Raw genomic sequence first — 19,863 nt, forward strand, 5'->3', positions numbered from 1 at the left:
CACCAGCTGCGCGCCGCCTGCAGCGGCGCCGGCGATGATGCTGACGGACTCGCCCTTGCTCTTCACGAACGAGTTGATCGCCGGGTTCGGGCCGATGTACGTCGCATCGATCGCGCCGGCATTCAGCGCCTCGATCGCGGCCGGGCCGGCGTTGAACACCTGCGTGCTCAGCTTGGTCTCACCCAGGCTCTTGGCGATGAAGCCCTGCTTCACGCCCACCAGCGCCGGGGCGTGGGTGACGTTGCCGAAATAGCCCAGCTTCAACTCAGCAGCAGGCGTCGGAGCGGGGGCCGCTGCCTGGGCTGAGGAATCACGGGACAGGGTTGACGCCACCACGGCACCGGCGGCAATGAGCAGCACCAGGCCGAGGGCAACCAGGACCTCCACGGCGCGCTTGCGCTTCGGGTTGTTGCTCTCTCCTGCCACGATGCGAATCATTCCGGGCTGGGGACTTGTCATTGTTTCACCATAGGGAGTGACATAAACCCGTTCAATGAAGCGGAAACGGGGGGTCACGCGGGTTCATCTAGCGTCACATTCGGACGCCCTCAGGCAGCACGGCTAGGCGACGTAGGCGTCGGCTGCCGCAAGGGCATCATCAAGAATGGCAAGGCCCGCGGCGGCGTCGGAGCGGTCCACGTTGAGCGGAGGCGCCACATGGACCCGGTTGCCCAGGACCAGCGGCAACAGGCCGCGCACAAGGCACGCCTTGACGACCGAGACCATCGGTGCGTTCGCCGTACCAGTGGCCCCGGCCGGCACAAGCGGCTCTTTGGTCTGCCGGTCGCGGACCAGTTCGAGGGACCAGAGGCCGCCGATGCCGCGGACGTCCCCGACGGACCCGTGCTTGTCGGCGAGCGCCCTGAGCCCTGGCCCCAGGACGTCCGCGCCGAGGCGGGCAGCTGCTGCGACTGTGTCCTCCTCGTGCATGGCATTGATGGCGCCGACGGCGGCTGCGCAGGCGAGCGGGTGGCCGCTGTAGGTCAGGCCCGCCGGGTACGGGCGCTTGGTGAACATCTCGTAGACCGCATCCCCCACGAGCACGCCGCCCAGCGGCACGTATCCGGAGTTCACGCCCTTCGCAAACGCCATCAAGTCGGGTGCCACGCCGTCGTGGTCGACGCCGAACCAGGCTCCCGTGCGTCCGAAACCGACCATGACCTCGTCCGCGATGTAGACGATGCCGTGGCGGTCGCACAGCTCGCGAACCCCCCGCAGGTAGCCGGCCGGTGGCACGATGACGCCCGAGCTGCCGATCACAGATTCCAGGACCAGGCCTGCGATCGTCGACGGGCCTTCCAGGAGGATGACCTGTTCGAGGTGGGCGAGTGCCCGCTCCGATTCCTCCTCCGGGGTGCTCGACCCGAACGCCGACCGGTACAGGAAGGGCCCGAAGAAGTGGACGGCACCGGCCGAGCCCGTGTCCGAGGCCCAGCGGCGCGGATCGCCGGTGAGGTGGATGGAGGCCGCCGTCGAGCCGTGGTACGAACGGTAGGCCGCCAGAACTTTGGGCCGTCCGGTGTAGAGCCGCGCCATCCGGACCGCATGCTCGATGGCCTCCGTCCCGCCGGTGGTGAACAGCACGTGCCCGAGGCCCTTCGGTGCGACCTCCACAATCAGCCGCGCTGCCTCGCTCCGGACATCGGACGCGTGGCCGGGTGCGAGCGTGCACAGGCGGTCGGCCTGCTCCTTGATCGCAGCCACGATGCGCGGATGCTGGTGGCCGAGGTTGGTGAACACCAGTTGCGAGCTGAAGTCCAGGTAGCGCCGTCCGGTGTCGTCGATCACATAGCTCCCGGAACCACCGACCAGGGTGGGCACGTCGCGCGGCCCCTGCACCACCCAGGGGTGGAAGACCAGGTCGTCGGGATTCATGACATCCTCCGTTTCTCTTCGTTGGACTGCCCGGGTTCAGTCGCCTTTGACGTTGACGAGCTGCCGGAGCCTGTGGCCGATCCTCACCAAGTCCTGCGCGTCGCGCATGACGACGTCAATGGGCTTGTACGCCGCCGGAATCTCGTCGATGAAAGCTTCCGTGGCACGGAACTCAATCCCCTGCATGGCCTTTTTCAGCTCAGCAAGGGAGAACGCCTTACGCGCCGCTGTCCGTGAGTACTCCCGGCCTGCACCGTGCGGCGAGGAATTCAGCGCCACGCGGTTGCCAAGCCCGGCCACTACATACGACGCCGTTCCCATGGAGCCGGGAATGAGTCCGGGATCGCCGCGCTCGGCTTTGATGGCCCCCTTCCGGGACACCCAGACGGACTTGCCGTAGTGCGTCTCCTGCCGGGTGAAGTTGTGGTGGCAGTTGATCCGTTCCCGTTCCAGCACCTTTCCGCCCGTCCAGTTGCCGAACTGGCTGATCACGCGGTCCATCATTTCCTCACGGTTCAGCAGGGCGAACTGCTGGGCCCAGTGCAGTTCCTCGATGTACCGCCTGAACTCGGCCGTGCCCTCTTCCAGGTAGGCGAGGTCGGCGTCGGGAAGCGCGATGCGTTTCTCCCGCGTGAGGCGCTGCGCGACGCTGATGTGGTGCTGCGCAATCTTGTTGCCCACACCGCGGGAACCGGAGTGCAGGAACAGCCAGATGGCATCCGTCTCGTCCGCGCAGACCTCGATGAAATGGTTGCCTGATCCCAGCGAGCCAAGCTGGAGCTCCCACTTCGGGACGTACTGGCCGGGATCAAACCTGGCCTTGGCAGCCTGCTTCCTCAGCTCCGCGATGCGTGGTTCGGCCGTGGCCATGACCCTGCGGTTGTTGTGTCCGGCCGAAAGCGGGATGACGTTCTCGATGGCCTCCCGCAGGCGTTTCCGGTCCGGTGGGAGGTCGTTGAGGAAGTACTGCGTCCTGACGGCAATCATGCCGCAGCCGATGTCCACCCCCACCGCAGCCGGAATCACGGCGCCCAGGGTGGGGATGACGGAGCCCACAGTGGCGCCCTTTCCCAGGTGGGCGTCCGGCATCAGCGCCAGATGCGGATAAATGAAGGGCAGCCGGGACGTTCTCACGGCCTGCTCCCGCGTCTGTGCGTCCAGGATGGAAGCCCAGTTGATGAGCCGGCTGTTGATGCGTTCCACGATCTTCCCTCCCGGCGGGATACGGCGAAAGTAAGGCCGCGGCCCGGCTGTGTCAACACCCCCGTGGCGACTCATGGGAGGGGATCCCGGCAGCCATTGCCGGACCGGGCGGCGGACTGCCATCCTTGCTGGACCGGCACTGCCGGCACAGCCCGCCGCCAGCCACCGGCACAACCAGCCACCCGCCAAGAGGAAAGGACGAGACGATGCCGCTCTACCTGTCGAGGTTCAGCTACACACCGGACACCTGGGCCAAACTGATCAGCAATCCCGAGGACCGCAGGAAGGCCGCCAAGACATACATCGAATCCGTCGGCGGCAAGCTCCACGGCTTCTGGTACGCCTTCGGCTCGCACGACGGCTACAACTTGTGGGAGGCACCGGACAATGTGTCCATGGCCGCGGTTGCACTGGCGATCAGCGGAGGCGGCGCGCTCAGCTCATTCGAAACGACGGTGCTTCTGAGCGTCGACGAAACACTGGAAGCCCTTCGCAAGGCCGATCAAATCAGGTACCGGCGTCCCGGCACCGGAGGAATGGATCCATAAAGGGCCTCAGTCCTGCATACGCTCCAGCCGGTACGTCAGTTTCGCCTCCCGCTTGGGGTCGTCCCCCAGGGATTTGGTGCGCGCAATGTAGTCCACGCCCCAGGTCTTCAGCAGGAAGTCGTCGGCGATCCGGACGTGGCCGGCGGGGAACTTGTAGTCCATTCTCTTGGCCACCCCGGACCAGTCGGCGGTGCCGAAGAGCTCCTCGGCATCGGCCACTGTCCGCACACCGTTGGCGGCAAGCAGGTCCCCCAGCCAGCCGTACTGCCGGGCCTGGCTCCTGGGGTGTTCGGAGAGCAACCGGGCCAGCATGTCCTGGAGGATGTCCCCGGTGAGCTCGGTTGCGGCGGGGTTGGCGGCGAACTCGGCCGTGCTTTCGGCCTGACGGCGTTTGACGATGTCGTTGATCGCCGAGAACTGGGCGTCCGCGAGTTCGATGAGGGTTGAGGCCATGGTGAACGCGCGGTCCACTTCCGCGTTGGCCTCCGCGAGGCTCTTGTAGCGGATGTCATGCTCGAAGGCAGCCCATGCATGCTGCAGCACGGTGCGGATTTGGACTTCGAAGCGATCCCCGATGAACGGCTGGCAGCCCACGGGAACGTTCTCGGCGGGGACTTCCAGGATCAGGTGCCGGCCGGCGTAGCCGATCTGGCCGTTGCGCCGCTGGGAGCTTGTTTTGTCATCGTCCTCGCGGCAGTTGAACTGCCCCTTGAGTGCCGTTGCAACGTCCGCGATGTCGGGTTCGAGGAACATAATCACCCGGACACCGATGAGGTCGTCGAGCTGCTCGAGTCCGTGTTCATACTTGAATCTGCCGTCGGCAGTGAGCCGGTCCAGCTTTCCCTTGACCGAACCGGGGTCCTTGACGCGGGCCTGCACGGTGTGGTGGTTGAGGCCGTCGTCGCGGAGCCGGGCGCGGATGGCATGCCCGATGGCATCGGAAGCCGCATTCAGCCGGGGCAGCAGCGCACTGTATTGCTCCAGGGAGCTGGCAACAACGGAATCATGATCTTCCAACCGGTCCCCCTCAGATCGTCGCGCAGCGCATCTACCCAGCAGAGTATCCAAGGCAGCGATTTTCAGCTACTGCCGGGCTCCGGGTCCTCCGGACAAAAACAGCGGCCTGTTCGCAGAACCTGTCCTCGAGGGTCAAGTTTGGCGAACAAGCCGCTGTTTCGTGCTGCAGGAATCAGATCGAGTAACGCTCATCCTCGTGGTCGCCCGGGTGGTCGTTGACCAGGCCGGCGGCCAGGGTGTTGCCGTCCAGCGGATCAATCACCAGGAAAGCACCGGTGCGGCGGTGGTGCAGGTAGTTTTCCAGCGGCAGCGGGGCGGCGAGCCGGAGCTGCGCGTGGCCGATGTCGTTGAGTTCCAGGCTGGACGCGCCCTCCAGCTTGAACGTGGCGAGGTCCAGTTTGCCGCTGACGCTGCGGACCAGGGCCTGCACGGTCCGGGTGCCGTGCTTGACCAGCACCTTGGCGCCTTCGCGGAGCGGCTTCGGGGACAGCCAGCACAGCGCGGCGTAGAGGTCTGCCGAGGCTTCGCGGACGGTGCCTGCGGCGGCGATGGTGTCACCGCGGGCGACGTCGAACTCGTCTGCCAGGCGCAGCGCCACGGACTGCGGTGCCACGGCTTCGGTGAGCTCGGCGCCCGCGAAGTCGATGCCCGTCACGGTGGTGGTGCGCGGGTCCTGGCCGGGGGTCAGCACGCTGACCTTGTCGCCCACCTTCACCGAGCCTTCAGTGATCTGCCCGGCGTACGCGCGGTAGTCGCGGTAAGCCTCGACGTCGAGTCCGCCGGCAACCGCGTCGGGAGCCAATGCCCCCTGCGGCCGGATGACCAGCTGCACGGGGAAGCGGAAGCTCTCCAGGTGGCTTTCCAGTTCGTCGGCGGCGGGCAGGGTCTCGAGCACCTCGAGCAGCGCGGGCCCGGTGTACCAGGGGGTGCGCTCCGAGCGCTCCACCACGTTGTCGCCGTCGAGCGCGGACACCGGAACCACCAGCAGGTCGGTGATCCCGTCGGAACCGAGGCCCAGCTCGCGGCCCACCTGCTGCACGTCGGCTTCGATCTCGCGGAACACGGACTCGCTGAAGTCCACCAGGTCGATCTTGTTCACGGCCACAATCACATGGGCCACGCGCAGCAGCTGCAGCACGGACAAGTGACGGCGGGTCTGCTCCAGGACACCCTTGCGGGCGTCGATGAGTACGACGACGGCATCCGCGGTGGACGCGCCGGTCACGGTGTTCTTGGTGTACTGCACGTGCCCGGGGCAGTCGGCCAGGATGAAGCTGCGGCGGTCCGTGGCGAAGTAGCGGTAGGCGACGTCGATGGTGATGCCCTGCTCGCGCTCGGCGCGGAGGCCGTCGGTCAGGAGGGCCAGGTCGATGCCGCCTGCCGAGCCGCCGAAGCCGCGGTCTGCGGACGTGCGGGCAACGGCGTCGAGCTGGTCGGCCAGGATTGCCTTGGAGTCGTGCAGGAGGCGGCCCACCAGGGTGGACTTGCCGTCGTCGACAGATCCGGCGGTGGCGAAGCGGAACAGCGAGGCATGCGCGAGCGGTGCGTCGTCAAGAAGGGCTGCCGCGCGGGCTGTATCGATTTCGGTGCTCATTAGAAATAGCCATCCTTCTTGCGGTCTTCCATGGCGGCCTCGGAGATGCGGTCATCCGCACGGGTGGCGCCACGTTCGGTGATGGTGGAGGCGGCAACTTCGATGACGACGTCGCGCACCGTGGCGGCGGCTGACTCAACAGCGCCGGTGCAGGACATGTCGCCCACGGTCCGGTAACGGACGGTCTTGGTGATGACTTCCTCGTCGGGGCGCGGCTGGGACACTTCGCCCACTGCGCGCCACATGCCGTCGCGGGCAAAGACCTCGCGGTCATGGGCGTAGTACAGGCCGGGCAGCTCGATGTTTTCGCGCTCGATGTAGCGCCACACATCCAGCTCGGTCCAGTTGCTGATGGGGAACGCGCGCACGTGCTGGCCCACGGTGTGGCGGCCGTTGTACAGGTTCCACAGCTCGGGACGCTGGTTGCGCGGGTCCCACTGGCCGAATTCGTCGCGGAGGCTCAGGATGCGCTCCTTGGCGCGGGCCTTGTCCTCGTCGCGGCGGCCGCCACCGAAGACGGCGTCGAACTTGTTGCGCTGGATCGCGTCCAGCAGCGGGACGGTCTGCAGCGGGTTGCGGGTGCCGTCGGCACGCTCGGCCAGTTCGCCTGAATCGATGAATTCCTGGACCGAGCCGACAACCAGCTTCAGGCCAAGGCGCTCAACAGTGCGGTCGCGGAAGTCGATGACCTCGGGAAAGTTGTGTCCGGTGTCGACGTGCAGCACGGGGAAGGGAACCTTGCCCGGCCAGAACGCCTTGGTGGCGAGGTGCAGCATGACCACGGAGTCCTTGCCGCCGGAGAACAGCAGCGCAGGCTTCTCGAACTCGGCCACTACCTCGCGGATGATGTGGATGGCCTCGGACTCGAGGGTGTCCAGGCTGGAGAGCCTTGCCACTGCTTCTCCACGCGGCTTAGACACACTCGCTCGTTCCTCGCTCGCGCGATGCGCCGCTTTCGGAGAATCAGCGTCAAGTTCCAGCACAGACAGCTCCAGGTCCTCGTTGGTGGTTTCGATGCTCATACGTGTAGTCCGCATTCTGTCTTGTCGGTTCCTGCCCAGCGGCCGGCGCGGGGGTCATCGCCGGGCGCTACCTTGCGGGTGCAGGGCTGGCAGCCAATGGACGGGTAGCCCTGTGAAAGCAGCGGGTTGACGGGAAGGAGGTTGTCGTCGGAGTACTGCACCAGCTGGTCGAAGCTCCACGCTGCCACCGGGTTGACCTTGACCAGGCCGTTGGTTTCGTCCCAGGTGATCAGCGGGGTGTTGGTGCGGGTGGGGGCTTCGTCGCGGCGCACGCCGGTGAACCACAGTTCGTAGCCGGCGAGCGTGCGGCGCAGCGGGGCCACCTTGCGGAGGGCGCAGCACTGGGCGGCGTCCCGTGCAAAGAGGTCCTTGCCGAGGAGTCGGTCCTGCTGCTCGACCGTGTTCTCCGGGAGGACATCCACCACATTGACGCGGAGGTTTGCGGCAACCTCGTCGCGCGTGGCGTAGGTTTCCGGGAAGTGGTAGCCGGTTTCCAGGAACAGTACGTCGACGCCGGGAAGCTGGTCGGCGACCAGTGCAGGCAGCACGGCGTCGGCCATGGAGCAGGCCACGGCGACGGCGGGCAGGTCGAAGTTCCGGGCAACCCAGGCGATGACGTCGCGGGCCGGAGCGTCCCAGCCGAGCTCGGCAGCGCCCGCCTCGGCCAGTGCTTTGAGCTCGTCGTGGGAGCGGAGGGTTGCGGCGGTCGAGCTTGTCGAGACCGGGGTTTCGGCGGGCTCAACCACCGGGTCTACTCCAAGTGCGTGCTTGCTCATTGCAGGTCCTCCTCATCTGCTGCGTGGGCCCACTCGGCGAAAGTCTGGCCTTCGGTGTGCTCGGCCACGAACTTACGGACGACGCGCTCGACGTAGTCCGGCAGGTCCTCGACGTAGACCTTCAGGCCGCGGACGGTGCGTCCGAGGCCAGCCTCTTCGCGGGTGGAGGAAGCCAGCCCGCCGCCCAGGTGGACCTGGAAGCCGGGGGTGGGGTCGCCGTCGGGGGTTGGCAGCATCATGCCCTTGAGCCCGATGTCCGCGGTCTGGATGCGGGCGCAGGAGTTGGGGCAGCCGTTGATGTGCAGGGACAGGGCGTGGGGCAGCTGGCCGCTCTCGGCGAGGTCCGCGAGGCGGCGTTCCAGCTCGGCCACGGCGGTGGCGGCGGTCATCTTGGTTTCCACGATGGCCAGCTTGCAGTATTCGATGCCGGTGCAGGCGATGGTGCCGCGGCGGAACACGGACGGCCGGGCGGAGAGGCCCAGGGCGTCGAGCTCGGCCACCAGCGGTTCAACCTCGTCCTTGGGCACGTCCAGCACCACGAGCTTCTGGTGCGGGGTGGTGCGCAGTCGGTAGGAGCCTCGGGCTTCGAGGGTGTCAGCCAGCTTCACCAGCTGCGCGCCGGAGAGCCGGCCGGCAATGGGTGTGGCGCCGATGAAGAACTTGCCGTCCTTCTGTTCGTGCACGCCCACGTGGTCGCCCGGTGTGGACGGCTTGGGCGCGGCGGGGCCGTCAGCCAGCTTGTAGCCGAGGTATTCGTCCTCGAGGATCTGGCGGAACTTTTCCGGACCCCAGTCGGCCATCAGGAACTTCAGGCGCGCCTTGGTGCGCATGCGGCGGTAGCCGTAGTCGCGGAAGATGCTGGTGACGCCGAGCCACACGTCGGCAGCCTGCTCAGGCGTGACGAACGCGCCGAGGCGCTTGCCCAGCATGGGGTTGGTGGACAGCGCGCCCCCGGCCCAGAGGTCGTAGCCAATGCCGAGTTCGGGGTGCTTGACGCCCACGAGGGCGAAGTCGTTGATCTCGTGCACCACGTCCTGGCTGGGGTGGCCGGTGATGGCGGTCTTGTACTTGCGCGGCAGGTTGGACAGCAGCGGGTTGCCGATGAATCGCTCCCCCAGCTCGGCGATGAGCGGGGTGGGGTCAATGATCTCGTCCTTGGCGATGCCGGCCACCGGCGAGCCGAGGATGACGCGGGGAACGTCGCCGCAGGCTTCGGTGGTGGACAGGCCGTTACTTTCGAGGCGGCGCCAGATCTCGGGGATGTCCTCCACACGGATCCAGTGCAGCTGGATGTTCTGGCGGTCAGTGAGGTCCGCGGAGTCCCGGGCGAAGTCGACGGAGATCTGGCCGATGACGCGCAGCTGCTCGGTGGTGAGCGCACCGCCGTCGATCCTCACGCGGAGCATGAAGTACTTGTCCTCGAGCTCGTGCGGCTCCAGCGTGGCGGTCTTGCCGCCGTCGATCCCGGGCTTGCGCTGCGTGTAGAGGCCCCACCAGCGGAAGCGGCCGTGCAGGTCCTGGCCCGGAATGGAGTCGAAGCCGTCCTTGGAGTAGATGGACTCGATACGCTCGCGGACGTTAAGGCCGTCGTCCTCCTGCTTCCAGGTTTCGTTGGCGTTGAGCGGCGTGGTGCCGTCCACCTTCCACTGGCCGTGCGGCTTCGCTGCCGGTCGGTTGGCGCGTGCGGGTCGCTTGGCGGCAGCGGAGTCCGCGGACGCTCCGGCTAGAGCTGTATCAGTCATGCATCGACTGTAGGTCCCACCGGAAAGCCGTCACAAAGGGTCAGAAACGCGAGGTCACCTAGGGAAATATTTCGTCATGAATCGCCGGGAAGCCTTGAAGTAGCCCGGGGCCTGTGCTTGGTCCGGGGGCTTTTAAGCACCCGCTGCGACGGCGGCGTCATAACGGTCCAGCGCGATCTGAGCCATGAGCCGGGACGGCAGCAGCGGCTCCGTGACGATGTCCGCTTCGGCCTTGGCCAACTGGTCGTGGAAGAAGCCGTGGGCCAGCAGGTAGGAGGCGATGATCACCCGTCCCTGCCCCTCGCCGCCGGGGTATTCGGCACGGAGGGAGGCGACGGCGTCGGGCACTGACGGTTTGGCGGCCGCACCGTAGGCAGGAACAATCCTGTTGCCCCGCAGAGCCCGGAGGTGTTCGGCGAGCTCCTCGACGCTGACCGAGGCTTTGGGGTTGGTGGATCCGGCGGCCGCCAGCACCACGGCGTCGTGCTCGGTGGCCCCGGCTTCCCGCAGCCGCTGGTCCAGGATCTCCGCCAGCCGGGGGTCCGGGCCGAGCGGCTCCGAGGCACTGGAACCTTCCCTGCTGCGCGCCGCCTTCGCGATGTCCACCTTGGTGTGGAAGCCCACGCTGAGCAGCAGCGGCACGATGACGGCCGCTTCTCCCTCCGGCAGCCCGGCCATGACGTCCACCAGGTCCGGGTCCTGGACATCCACATAGGCTTCCCGGACATCCAGGCCGGGGCGCAGCGAGCTGATGTCGGCACGGAGGCCGTTGACCTCGGCGCCGCCCAGCGGGCTGGACGTTCCGTGGGCACAGGCGATCATGATGGGGCTATTCATAGGGGCTAGCGTAACGTTGGAGCAGCCCCATCCGCCCCTTCCACACTGACCGGGACGCCCATTGACCATCTCATTCGACGCCGTTCAGGTATGGCTGGATCTGGCCGGCGTCTTCTTCTTCGCGGTCTCCGGATCCCTGCTGGCGGCGCGGAAGCAGTTCGACATCCTCGGGTCCCTGCTGCTCGCCTCCCTGGTGTCCCTGGGCGGCGGCGTCATCCGCGACATCATCCTCAACAGCGGCCCTCCCGCGGCGTTCACCAACCCGGCGTACCTGGCTCCCCCGCTGCTGGCCACCGTGCTGGTGTACTTCCTGTTTTCCAGCGTCCAGCGCTACACGTCGCTGCTCATCCTGTTCGACGCCGGCGGGCTGGCACTGTTCTGCATCACCGGCACGCTGAAGGCACTCTCCGCCGGGATGAACCCGGTGGCGGCGGTGCTGCTGGGGGTCACGACGGCGGTGGGCGGCGGCCTCCTGCGCGACATCACTGCCAATGAGGTGCCCCAGCTCTTCGACCCCAAGGACCTCTATGCGCTCCCCGCGTTCACCGGGTCGGCGCTCACCACCATCCTGTGGGTTTCGGGTTCCTTCAACGCGCTCACGGCCGGCACCGTCGCCGCCGTCGTATTCGCCTTCCGGGTGACGGCCTGGCGCCGTTCCTGGTACGTTCCGCTGGCCGTCCGGGGGTGGCACCGGCTGGGCCTGGGGACGGCGGAAAAGGGCGGCCGCGATTAGCTAGGATAAGAACCATGACTGACATGTTCCTCGAGAAGTTCCGCGCGCTTGTTCCGAAGTATCTCGAAGACGAATGGCAGGAAGAGGACGGGCTGTCCCCCGAAGAGCTCGACGAGGCCCTGTCCGAGCACCAGTTCCAGGTCCCCTTGGTCCTGCGGGAGTTCTACCAGGCAGTAGGCGGCTGCGAAGACCTCATGGAGGCCTACCACTACTTCTGGGACCCCGAGGAACTCGAAGTTGATGACGAAGGCTTCCTCATGTTCCTTGAGGACGAGGAAGAACAGTTCACCTGGGGTTTCCGCGTGGGCGACCTCGGCGTCCCGGACCCCATCGTGTACCGCCGCAACAACGCCCGCGGCCAGTGGAAGAGCGAAGAAGGCACGTTCTCCGAGTTCGTGTTCGACATGTTCGAGTGGGCGTTCGAGGGCGAAGAGGACTAGGGTCCCTGGTTCCGCCGCTCCGGTGGCGGCCACCGTCGCCGTCGTGACCTTGTTTCAACCCCGGAGCCCGGCGCCACGCCGGAATCCGGGCGTGTCCGGCGGCTGGCTGCCGTAAACAAGGTCACGACGGCGTGGCGGCTCACCATGGCGCGAACCCGCCATCGGCGTGAAGGCGCAGTATGGCGCGGATCTCCTCCACCATGGCTTGGGGATTGTGCACCACGTCGTCGTAGTAGTAGCGGAGGGTCAGCCGGCCGCCCAGGATGCTGGCCCTGCTCCGGCGATTGTCCTTCTTGATCTGTCGAGGTTCAAAATGGGACGCTCCGTCGAGTTCCACCACCAGCCAATCGTCCACGAGGCAGTCGACTTCACCGACGCCGGGCAGTTCAACATGCATGCGAACTTTGAGGCCCGCACGGACAAAATGCGTGTGGGCCAATATTTCCAGTATTGAGTCCGCCCTGGGAATCAGGAGACCCAGCACGGCGCGTGCCCTGCCGTTTCGTTTCCCCGGCAGCTTCTTCAGAAGGAACTCGCCCGTGATGTCCCCGCGCTGGGCGGCGCATTGCACCATCACCAACGCATCCAACTCGGGCAGGCACCTCAGGGCATGCAGCAGCACGTCAGCGAGTCCGGCCACCGGTAGCGACGGATGCTTGGGGTGGGTGCAGGGTGAATGATCCACCACACCCGGCTTGGGGACTCCGTTCCCGCAGCTCAGGTGAAATGCCTGTGCCGGGTGCAGCGTCCAGAGGTTGTAATGGGCGGCGGCCGAGATACACGTGAGCAGTCCGTTTGACCGAAAAGCGGCCACCACGCCGTCGTCCGCGGTTCCTGTCGAGTAGACGCCCCGCAACGGACGGAACAGCAGGCCCGTTGTCACCGCGGCCTCAAGCTCCACCCGCTGGAAGCCGGAGGCCACCAGCTGACTTCGTTTGGCCGCACCACCCCGAAGCCGCAGAAATGTGAGGAGGTCCATCAAGCCAGCGTGGGTCCGGCATTCAGGCTGCAACATCCCGTGGCAAGGCTATGTGGACAACCTTCAGCCGCCGTGCCGACCTGGTTTCGACGCCATTGGCCTGCAACACGCCGTGGCGTAGGCGCTGTGGTCGAGGAAGTCAGCGATACAGGGTCACGACGGGACAGCCAGGGAGCAGCCAGGTTCAGCCAAAGAACTGTGACACGCCGATTAACACTCCGGCTCGCATTCGTGACAAAGCTGTCATAGACTTATTCACGGATCCACTAAATGCCTCCGGTGGATCTGATGCGAACGGAGAAATGGCCCCGGTTCGACGCAGCGTATGACTCGTATTGCTGCAGAGAACCGGGGCCATACCGTTTTAAGGCCGCGAGTTTAACGCCGGGAGCCCAAGAGGCCTTAGTGAGGCCAGCGGGTATTAGCTCGCGCGGTCCACCACGGCCAGGGCGAAGCTGGTGAGCGAGGACTTGACCACGCCTTCAGGCAGCGGCGCCAGCGCGGCGATGGCTTCATCGGCCCAGGCGCGCGCCACAACCCACGATTCCGCAGTAACCCGGTGGTCCCGCAGGCCGGCCACGGCGGCAGCGAGTGCCTCATCCGAGGAGAGGTCGCCGTCGATCAGCTTCAAAAGTTCGACGGCGGACTGGTCACCTTCGGCGGCGGCGTTGCGCAGGAGCAGGACCGGCAGCGTGGGCACGCCTTCGCGCAGGTCCGTGCCCGGGGACTTGCCGGACTTGACCTTGATGCCGGTGACATCGATGACGTCGTCGGCCAGCTGGAAGGCCACACCGATCTTCTCGCCGTACTCCACCAGCAGCGGCTCGTAGGCTTCGTCGGCACCGGAGAAGATGGCGCCGAGCTGGCCGGAGGCAGCCACCAGGGAACCGGTCTTGTCCGCGATGACGGACAGGTAGTGCTCCACGGGGTCCTCGTCGGGGCGGGGTCCCACGGTCTCGTGCAGCTGGCCCAGGCACAGCCGTTCGAAGGTGCGGGCCTGGATTCCCAGCGCGCGCGAGCCGAGCTCGGACACCAGGATGGACGCGCGGGCAAAAATCAAGTCGCCGGTGAGGACGGCCACGGAGTTTCCCCAGACCTCGTGGGCGGTGGGCGCGCCGCGGCGGAACGGGGCCGAGTCCATCACGTCGTCGTGGTACAGGGTGGCCAGGTGCGTCAGCTCGACCACCACGGCAGCCTGCACCACGGCCGGGCGCGAGGCGTCACCGAGGTGGGCGCAGAGCAGGGCCAGCAGCGGGCGGATGCGCTTGCCGCCGGCTTCCACCAGGTGGCGCGACGTCGCGTCAGCCAGCGGATCGGAGTTGGCAATGGCCTCGCGGAGCTTCTTTTCCACCCGGGCAAGGTTGGTGGTGAGGGCGGGGCCCAGCTCCGGGTCTTCCGCGATGGCGGCAAAACCGGCGGGCAGCTGGAGCCCGGTGGCGATGGCGGTGGTGCTGGGCTCGGGCTCCCTGGCGTCCGGCAGGCCGTGTCCGGCGTGGGTCCAGCTGTGCTTGGCAGAGTTCGTCACGGGTTAACCCTAACTTTTTGTTGCGGAAACCGCGGAGGTGTAGCTGGACGGGGACAGGGTGGTGTTGGACGTGGCAGGCACCAGGGCCTCCAGGAGCCTGATCACCCTGTCCTCGAATCCCTTGGCTGATTCATCCGTGACGTTGGCCATCAGCCGGACTACGAACTTCATGAGGGCGGGCAGCGGCATGCCCGTCCGGAGCGCGAGCTTCATCACCGACGGCTTGCCGATCACCGAGGCGAACGCGCGGCCCAGGGTGAAGTGGCTCCCCCACTGGCCGCGCACATAGTCCGCGTACCCCTTGAAGTGGAGGTCGGCGTCGTCGTGTGTCCACTTGGCGTAGCGGCTCTGCCAGGTGCTGGCGTCGATGACGTATTCGGCCGCAAAGCGGGCGGATTCCATCGCGTAGGAGATGCCCTCGCCGTTGAACGGGGACACCATGCCGCCGGCGTCGCCCAGGAGCAGCAGGCCGGGATAGTAGTGCGGGGTGCGGTTGAAGCCCATGGGCAGGGCGGCGCCGCGGATCTCGCCCACCTGGTTTTCCGGCGTGAAGCCCCATTCGGCGGGCATGCCGGCTGTCCATTCGCGCAGGACCTGTTTGTAGTCGAGCTTGCCGAATTCCGCGGAGGAGTTCAGGATGCCCAGGCCCACGTTGGAGGTGCCGTCGCCCACGCCGAACACCCAGCCGTAGCCGGGGAGGAGTCCGCCGTCCCGGCCGGGGAGCTCCAGCCAGCCTTCCATCCAGTCGTCGTCGTGGCGCGGGCTGGTGAAGTAGGTGCGTACGGCGACGCCGAGCGGGCGGTCGTCGCGCTTCTGGATGCCCGTGGACACGGCGGTTCGGGACGAGTTTCCGTCTGCTGCCAGTACGACGTCGGCATGGAAGTCGCGCGTCTCGCCCGTCTTGCGTCCGGACTCGTCAAGGAGGGCCGCGCGGGCGCCGATGACTCGGCCGTCCGGCGCGCGCAGGGCTTCGGTGACGCTGTGCCCTTCGAGGATGGTGGCCCCGGCAGCCTGGGCATGGCGGGCCAGTTCCTCGTCGAAGCCCAGGCGGGTGCGGATCAGGCCATATGTGGGGAAGTCGGAGACTTCCGGCCAGGGCAGCTCAATGGTGCGGCCGCCGGCGATCAGCCGAAGGCCCTTGTTGCGGCGCCAGCCGGCCTCCTCGGAGTGCGGGAGGCCGAGCTTCTGGATCTCGCGGACGGCGCGGGGAGTGAGCCCGTCACCGCAGACCTTCTCGCGCGGGAACCTGGTTTTCTCCAGCACCGTGACGGGGATGCCGGCCTTGGCGAGGTAGTAGGCGGCTGTGGACCCTGCGGGGCCGGCGCCGACGATCAGTACGTTCACGGCAGGTTCGGCTAGCCCGCGGGCCGGGTGATGTTGCGGCGGAGCTTGGCCACGGGGCCGGTGTGGTTGGCGATGGCCGAGGCACTGCCGGACAGTGGCTTGTGCGCGCGGTGCACGGCCACGATGCCGCCGCTGAGGTTGCGGTAGGTGACCTTTTCCCAGCCGGATTCCTGCAGCCAGCCGGCCAGGTGGTCCTGGTCCGGCCAGGCGCGGATGGACTCGGCCAGATAGACGTACGCGTCCGGGTTGGAGGAGACCTTCACGGCGATGGCGGGCAGCGCGCGCATCAGGTATTCGGTGTACATGGTGCGCCACAGGGGAATCACGGGCTGGGAGAACTCGGCGATGACCAGCTTGCCGCCGGGCTTGGTGACGCGCAGCATTTCCGCCAGGGCCTTCTTGGGCTCGTTGACGTTGCGCAGACCGAAGGAGATGGTGGTGGCGTCGAAGCTGTTGTCAGCGAACGGCAGGCGGGTGGCGTCACCGGCGATGAAGTCAATGTCGGGGCGGCGGCGTTTGCCCACTTTGAGCATTCCCAGGGAGAAGTCGCAGGCGATGACGTCGATCCCCGCGTCCGCGTAGGGCTCGCTGGAGGTGCCCGTTCCGGCGGCGAGGTCCAGCACGCGCTGGCCGGCCTTCACGTCCATTGCTTCGACGACTACCCGGCGCCAGCGGCGCGTCTGTCCCATGGACAGGACATCGTTCACGACGTCGTATTTGGGGGCGACGTCGTCAAACATCGTGGCTACTTCGTCCGGACGCTTATCCAAGGATGCTCGGTTCACCATGACATTGTCTCAAATGTTGGGCGGACCCACGAACCGGGGCCCGGGCAGCGCGGCGGCGGCCGCACCGGCAGCGCGGCGGCGGGGGTCAACAGGGTGCCGGCCACACTCGGGAGTACTGTTATCTCATCATGACGAGCACGCTCCGCACCGGCACTATTAAGACACTGACAGTCCCCCTGGATGGAAGATCATTCTCCGGGGGGCTGCCGTCATTTCTGGTACGGGACGACGTCCTCTGCTGGACCCGCCGCGAAGCCGGGCTGGTGGGCTTCGGCGAAATCGCCCGCTTCACTGCCACCGGGCCCGAGCGTTTCCTCGAGGCCGACATCTGGTGGCGGCACCTGGTCCTCGAGGCGGACGTCACCGACTCCGTGGACTGCCCCGGCACCGGTCCCGTGGCCTTCGGCTCCTTCGCGTTCTCCAAGGTGTCCACGCACCGCTCCCGGCTGATTGTTCCCGAAGTCGTGGTGGGGGTCCGGGACGGCCGCGCCTGGCTCACCCAGTTAACGTTCGACGACGGCGAACTCACCGAAGCGGGCGCCCTCGCCGCCCTGGAGCGCTGGCTTGACGCCGACCCGCTCGACGCCGACCCGCTCGACGCTCCGGGCGACGGACCCGAGGACCTGACTGCCGCCGTCGGACTCCCCCCGGCCGGCAGTTCCGCGTCCGGCGGCCGTCCCGGCGGCGGCAGTGCCGCGAACCTGGGCGCCGACGTCGTACCTAAACTTGAAACCGGATCGCTCAGCGAGCATGACTGGATGGCGGCAGTGACGGCCGGCGTCGCCGAGATCCGCACCGGCAAACTGGAGAAACTGGTGCTGGCGCGGGACATTGTGGCCACAATTCCCGAAGGCGTGAATGCCGCCGAGATCCTCCGCCAGCTGGCCGTCAGGTACCGCGAATGCTGGACCTACGGCGTCGACGGCCTGGTAGGTTCAACCCCGGAAATGCTGATCCAGGTGGAGGGACGCACGGCGCAGGCCCGGGTTCTTGCCGGAACCCTGGACCGGCGCGACGCCGAGGGAATGGACGGCTCGCCGCTGGAATTCGCCGAGCGCGTGCTGGCCGGGTCCGAGAAACAGCGGCACGAACACGAGATCGCGATCCAGTCGCTCACCACGCAGCTGGCGCCGTTTTCCGAGGCGATGAACGCGCACAGCGAACCGTTCATCCTGGAGCTGCCCAACGTGTGGCACCTGGCCTCGGATGTGAAAGCCGAGCTGACCGAGGTGGAGGGACACGTGCCCACCTGCCTCGCCCTCATCAACGCGCTGCACCCCACGGCGGCGGTCTGCGGAACCCCCACCACTGTGGCCGGGGCGCTGATCCGCAAGCTGGAGCACATGGATCGCGGACCGTACGCCGGTCCGGTGGGCTGGCTGGATGCGGCGGGGAACGGCGAATGGGGCATCGCGCTGCGCGGCGCCGTCGTCGAGGCGCCGGACACCGTGCGGCTCTATGCCGGCTGCGGCATCGTGGAAGGCTCCCATCCCGAGGCCGAGCTCGCGGAGACCTGGGCCAAGTTCCGGCCGATGCTCGAGTCGCTGGGCATCAAGAGCTAGAGCCACGGGGAAGGCCTGGGCCGAAGTCCGGGATTACAGACAATGCTGCGGCGTGGGGTCTTGCGCTAGCCTCGGTATTAGTTATCCAATAGTGAAACTAAGTTTTCTGTGATGCACATCTCTTATTCGGCGATACACTATAAGCCGTTTTAGTCACGCATACCCCTGCAACAAAAGGTAAGAAACTATGCAGCCCATGTCCTCCGCCACGGCAAAGCTGGCCGCCAAAGCAGCCGCAATCCTCGCCGTCGGCGCCCTCTCCCTCACGGCCTGCGGCGGCAGCTCCACCCCCGCTGCGTCGTCCGCGGGCGGCGTCCAGCTCATCAACGCCGGCAAGCTGACCGTCTGCTCCGACGTTCCCTACGAGCCGTTCGAATTCCAGAAGGACGGCAAGATCGTCGGCTTCGACATGGACATCGCCGCCGAGGTCGCCAAGGACCTGAAGGCCGAGCTCAGCGTCGTGGACAGCTCCTTCGAAGCCATTGAAACGGGTACTGCCCTGACCGGCTGCGACGTCTCGATCTCCTCGGTCTCCATCACGGACACCCGCAAGGCCGTCATGGACTTCTCCGACCCGTACCTCAACGACGATCTGACCCTGGTGGCCACTGAGGCTTCAGGTATCACGAACATCGACGGCGCCAAAGGCAAGAAGGTGGGCGTGCAGCAGGCCACCACCGGCGCCCAGTACGCCAAGGACAAGGGCCTCGACGCGCAGCAGTTTGAAGACACCGGACTCCTGGTCCAGGCACTCAAGGCCGGCACCATCGACGCCGCGCTGGGCAACCAGTCCGTGCTTGGCTACGCCATCAAGGATGACTCCAAGTACAAGCGCGTGGAGAACTACGCCACGGGCGAGAAGCTGGGCATCGCCATCAAGAAGGGCAACACCGCCATGGCTGACCAGGTCAACTCCACCCTCAAGCGCCTGACCGACGACGGCTCCCTGAAGAAGTACGAGACCACCTGGTTCGGCGAAGCCGCCAAGTAGCACCCCGGCCTGAGACCGACGCAGTTGAGGCCCCGTACCGCTGGACGAGAGTCCGTACGGGGCCTCAACTGCGCAAAACGAATGTGAGAACACCATGGCAATGACCGCACGTCAACGAGCCAAAGTCAGCCTGTACGTCCAGGCCGGAATCTTCGTTGTGGCTGTGGCCGCGCTGATTTTGGCCACGGACTGGAAGACCATCGGCACCAGCGTCTTCAACTTCGGCAAGATCGGCCCGATGTTCCCGGACATCTTCCTGTCGGGCCTTAAGAACACCCTGATCTACACGGCCCTGGGCTTCATCGTGGGCCTGTCCGGCGGGCTGCTGCTGGCACTCATGAAGCTCTCCAGCTTCCCGCTCTACCGCTGGATCGCCACCGGCTACATCGAGTTCTTCCGCGGCATCCCCGCACTGCTGGTGTTCATCGCCTTCGGCTACGGCGTTCCGCTCGCGTTCGGCGTGCAGTGGAACGTGACCATCGTGGTGATGATTTCGCTTGGCATGGTGGCCGCGGCCTACATCGCAGAAACCCTCCGCGCCGGCCTGCAGGCCGTGCCCAAGGGACAGCTCGAAGCCGCCCGGTCGCTAGGCATGCCGCAGTGGCGGGCCATGGTGTCCATCGTGATCCCGCAGGCATTCCGGATCGTGCTGCCGCCGCTGACCAACGAGGTCATCCTCCTGACCAAGGATTCCTCGCTGATCTACGTGCTGGGCCTCACCGCCTCGCAGTACGAGCTCACCAAGTTCGGCCGCGATGGCATCTCCAGCCTCGGCGCAGGGCTCACCCCGCTCCTCGTGGCCGGCGCCTTCTACCTGGTGATCACCATCCCGCTGAGCCTCTTGGCCCGGAAGTTCGAAAGCCGCTCCGCGCGGACGAAGCGATAGG

The 19,863-nt window shown here is 66.6% G+C and carries 17 protein-coding genes and 2 pseudogenes; 6 read left to right on the forward strand and 13 right to left on the reverse strand.

The genetic code is table 11. The features are described from left to right. The 3 genes and pseudogenes from ASF98_RS13535 to ASF98_RS13545 all read right to left on the reverse strand — a co-directional run. On the reverse strand, positions 1-438 hold a 438-nt coding region (locus ASF98_RS13535; RefSeq protein WP_162242332.1), incomplete at its 3' end, for an ABC transporter substrate-binding protein. A gap of 123 nt (positions 439-561) precedes the next feature. Continuing rightward, a pseudogene (locus ASF98_RS13540) lies at positions 562-1,878 on the reverse strand (aspartate aminotransferase family protein); the annotation flags it as partial. Positions 1,879-1,911: 33 nt separating this feature from the next. Further along, entirely contained in the window at positions 1,912-3,078 is a 1,167-nt protein-coding gene (locus tag ASF98_RS13545) for an RtcB family protein (protein ID WP_055802647.1), read from the reverse strand. A gap of 206 nt (positions 3,079-3,284) precedes the next feature. Here ASF98_RS13545 and ASF98_RS13550 point away from each other — a divergent pair, with 206 nt between their 5' ends. Beyond that, positions 3,285-3,626, forward strand: coding sequence for a GYD domain-containing protein (locus tag ASF98_RS13550; RefSeq protein WP_055802649.1), 342 nt, complete (start codon positions 3,285-3,287; stop codon positions 3,624-3,626). 6 nt (positions 3,627-3,632) lie between these two features. On the opposite strand, the gene ASF98_RS13555 is transcribed toward ASF98_RS13550, so the two are convergent. The 6 genes and pseudogenes from ASF98_RS13555 to ASF98_RS13580 all read right to left on the reverse strand — a co-directional run bounded on the left by ASF98_RS13555 (position 3,633) and on the right by ASF98_RS13580 (position 10,614). Further along, positions 3,633-4,643, reverse strand: a complete 1,011-nt coding sequence (locus ASF98_RS13555) for a GTP pyrophosphokinase (RefSeq protein WP_055802651.1) — start codon at positions 4,641-4,643, stop codon at positions 3,633-3,635. Between the two features lie 172 nt (positions 4,644-4,815). Next, the gene (locus ASF98_RS13560) at positions 4,816-6,237 is read right to left on the reverse strand and encodes a sulfate adenylyltransferase subunit 1 (RefSeq protein ID WP_055802655.1); all 1,422 of its coding nucleotides are present in this window, start codon (positions 6,235-6,237) and stop codon (positions 4,816-4,818) included. Further along, positions 6,237-7,259: a sulfate adenylyltransferase subunit CysD gene (cysD, locus tag ASF98_RS13565; protein ID WP_235505926.1), complete on the reverse strand. Its 1,023-nt coding sequence runs from the start codon at positions 7,257-7,259 to the stop codon at positions 6,237-6,239. The genes ASF98_RS13560 and cysD overlap by 1 nt, the downstream gene beginning before the upstream one ends. After that, on the reverse strand, positions 7,256-8,035 hold the full coding sequence (locus tag ASF98_RS13570; RefSeq protein ID WP_082506843.1) for a phosphoadenylyl-sulfate reductase: 780 nt from the start codon (positions 8,033-8,035) through the stop codon (positions 7,256-7,258). Before ASF98_RS13570 ends, cysD begins: the two co-directional genes overlap by 4 nt. Further along, positions 8,032-9,777, reverse strand: coding sequence for a nitrite/sulfite reductase (locus ASF98_RS13575; protein ID WP_055802657.1), 1,746 nt, complete (start codon positions 9,775-9,777; stop codon positions 8,032-8,034). The genes ASF98_RS13570 and ASF98_RS13575 overlap by 4 nt, the downstream gene beginning before the upstream one ends. A 54-nt stretch (positions 9,778-9,831) precedes the next feature. Beyond that, positions 9,832-10,614: pseudogene (locus tag ASF98_RS13580) on the reverse strand (sirohydrochlorin chelatase). A 61-nt stretch (positions 10,615-10,675) separates the two neighbouring features. On the opposite strand from ASF98_RS13580, the gene ASF98_RS13585 reads away from it, so the two are divergent. Then, positions 10,676-11,347: a trimeric intracellular cation channel family protein gene (locus tag ASF98_RS13585; protein WP_055802661.1), complete on the forward strand. Its 672-nt coding sequence runs from the start codon at positions 10,676-10,678 to the stop codon at positions 11,345-11,347. A gap of 14 nt (positions 11,348-11,361) precedes the next feature. Next, on the forward strand, positions 11,362-11,787 hold the full coding sequence (locus tag ASF98_RS13590; RefSeq protein WP_055802665.1) for a hypothetical protein: 426 nt from the start codon (positions 11,362-11,364) through the stop codon (positions 11,785-11,787). A 139-nt stretch (positions 11,788-11,926) separates the two neighbouring features. Here the strand turns inward: ASF98_RS13590 and ASF98_RS13595 are convergent, their stop codons facing one another. The 4 genes from ASF98_RS13595 to ASF98_RS13610 form a co-directional block, all read right to left on the reverse strand. Further along, a complete protein-coding gene (locus ASF98_RS13595) occupies positions 11,927-12,766 on the reverse strand; it encodes an endonuclease domain-containing protein (protein ID WP_055802667.1) in 840 nt (279 codons plus the stop codon). 421 nt (positions 12,767-13,187) lie between these two features. Next, positions 13,188-14,291, reverse strand: a complete 1,104-nt coding sequence (locus ASF98_RS13600) for a polyprenyl synthetase family protein (RefSeq protein ID WP_055802669.1) — start codon at positions 14,289-14,291, stop codon at positions 13,188-13,190. A 9-nt stretch (positions 14,292-14,300) separates the two neighbouring features. Further along, positions 14,301-15,635, reverse strand: a complete 1,335-nt coding sequence (locus ASF98_RS13605; protein WP_156372408.1) for a geranylgeranyl reductase family protein — start codon at positions 15,633-15,635, stop codon at positions 14,301-14,303. Positions 15,636-15,646: 11 nt separating this feature from the next. Then, entirely contained in the window at positions 15,647-16,420 is a 774-nt protein-coding gene (locus ASF98_RS13610) for a demethylmenaquinone methyltransferase (RefSeq protein WP_235505927.1), read from the reverse strand. A gap of 131 nt (positions 16,421-16,551) precedes the next feature. Here ASF98_RS13610 and ASF98_RS13615 point away from each other — a divergent pair, with 131 nt between their 5' ends. The 3 genes from ASF98_RS13615 (at position 16,552) to ASF98_RS13625 (ending at position 19,862) form a co-directional block, all read left to right on the forward strand. Then, positions 16,552-17,985: an isochorismate synthase gene (locus tag ASF98_RS13615; protein WP_055802673.1), complete on the forward strand. Its 1,434-nt coding sequence runs from the start codon at positions 16,552-16,554 to the stop codon at positions 17,983-17,985. A gap of 187 nt (positions 17,986-18,172) precedes the next feature. Then, the gene (locus ASF98_RS13620; protein WP_055802675.1) at positions 18,173-18,976 is read left to right on the forward strand and encodes an ABC transporter substrate-binding protein; all 804 of its coding nucleotides are present in this window, start codon (positions 18,173-18,175) and stop codon (positions 18,974-18,976) included. Between the two features lie 94 nt (positions 18,977-19,070). Then, positions 19,071-19,862, forward strand: coding sequence for an amino acid ABC transporter permease (locus ASF98_RS13625; protein WP_055802677.1), 792 nt, complete (start codon positions 19,071-19,073; stop codon positions 19,860-19,862). The last annotated feature ends 1 nt before the right edge of the window (position 19,863 follow it).

The sequence above is a fragment of the Arthrobacter sp. Leaf337 genome (genome assembly GCF_001423745.1).
In the GTDB taxonomy this organism is placed as follows: Bacteria; Actinomycetota; Actinomycetes; order Actinomycetales; family Micrococcaceae; genus Arthrobacter.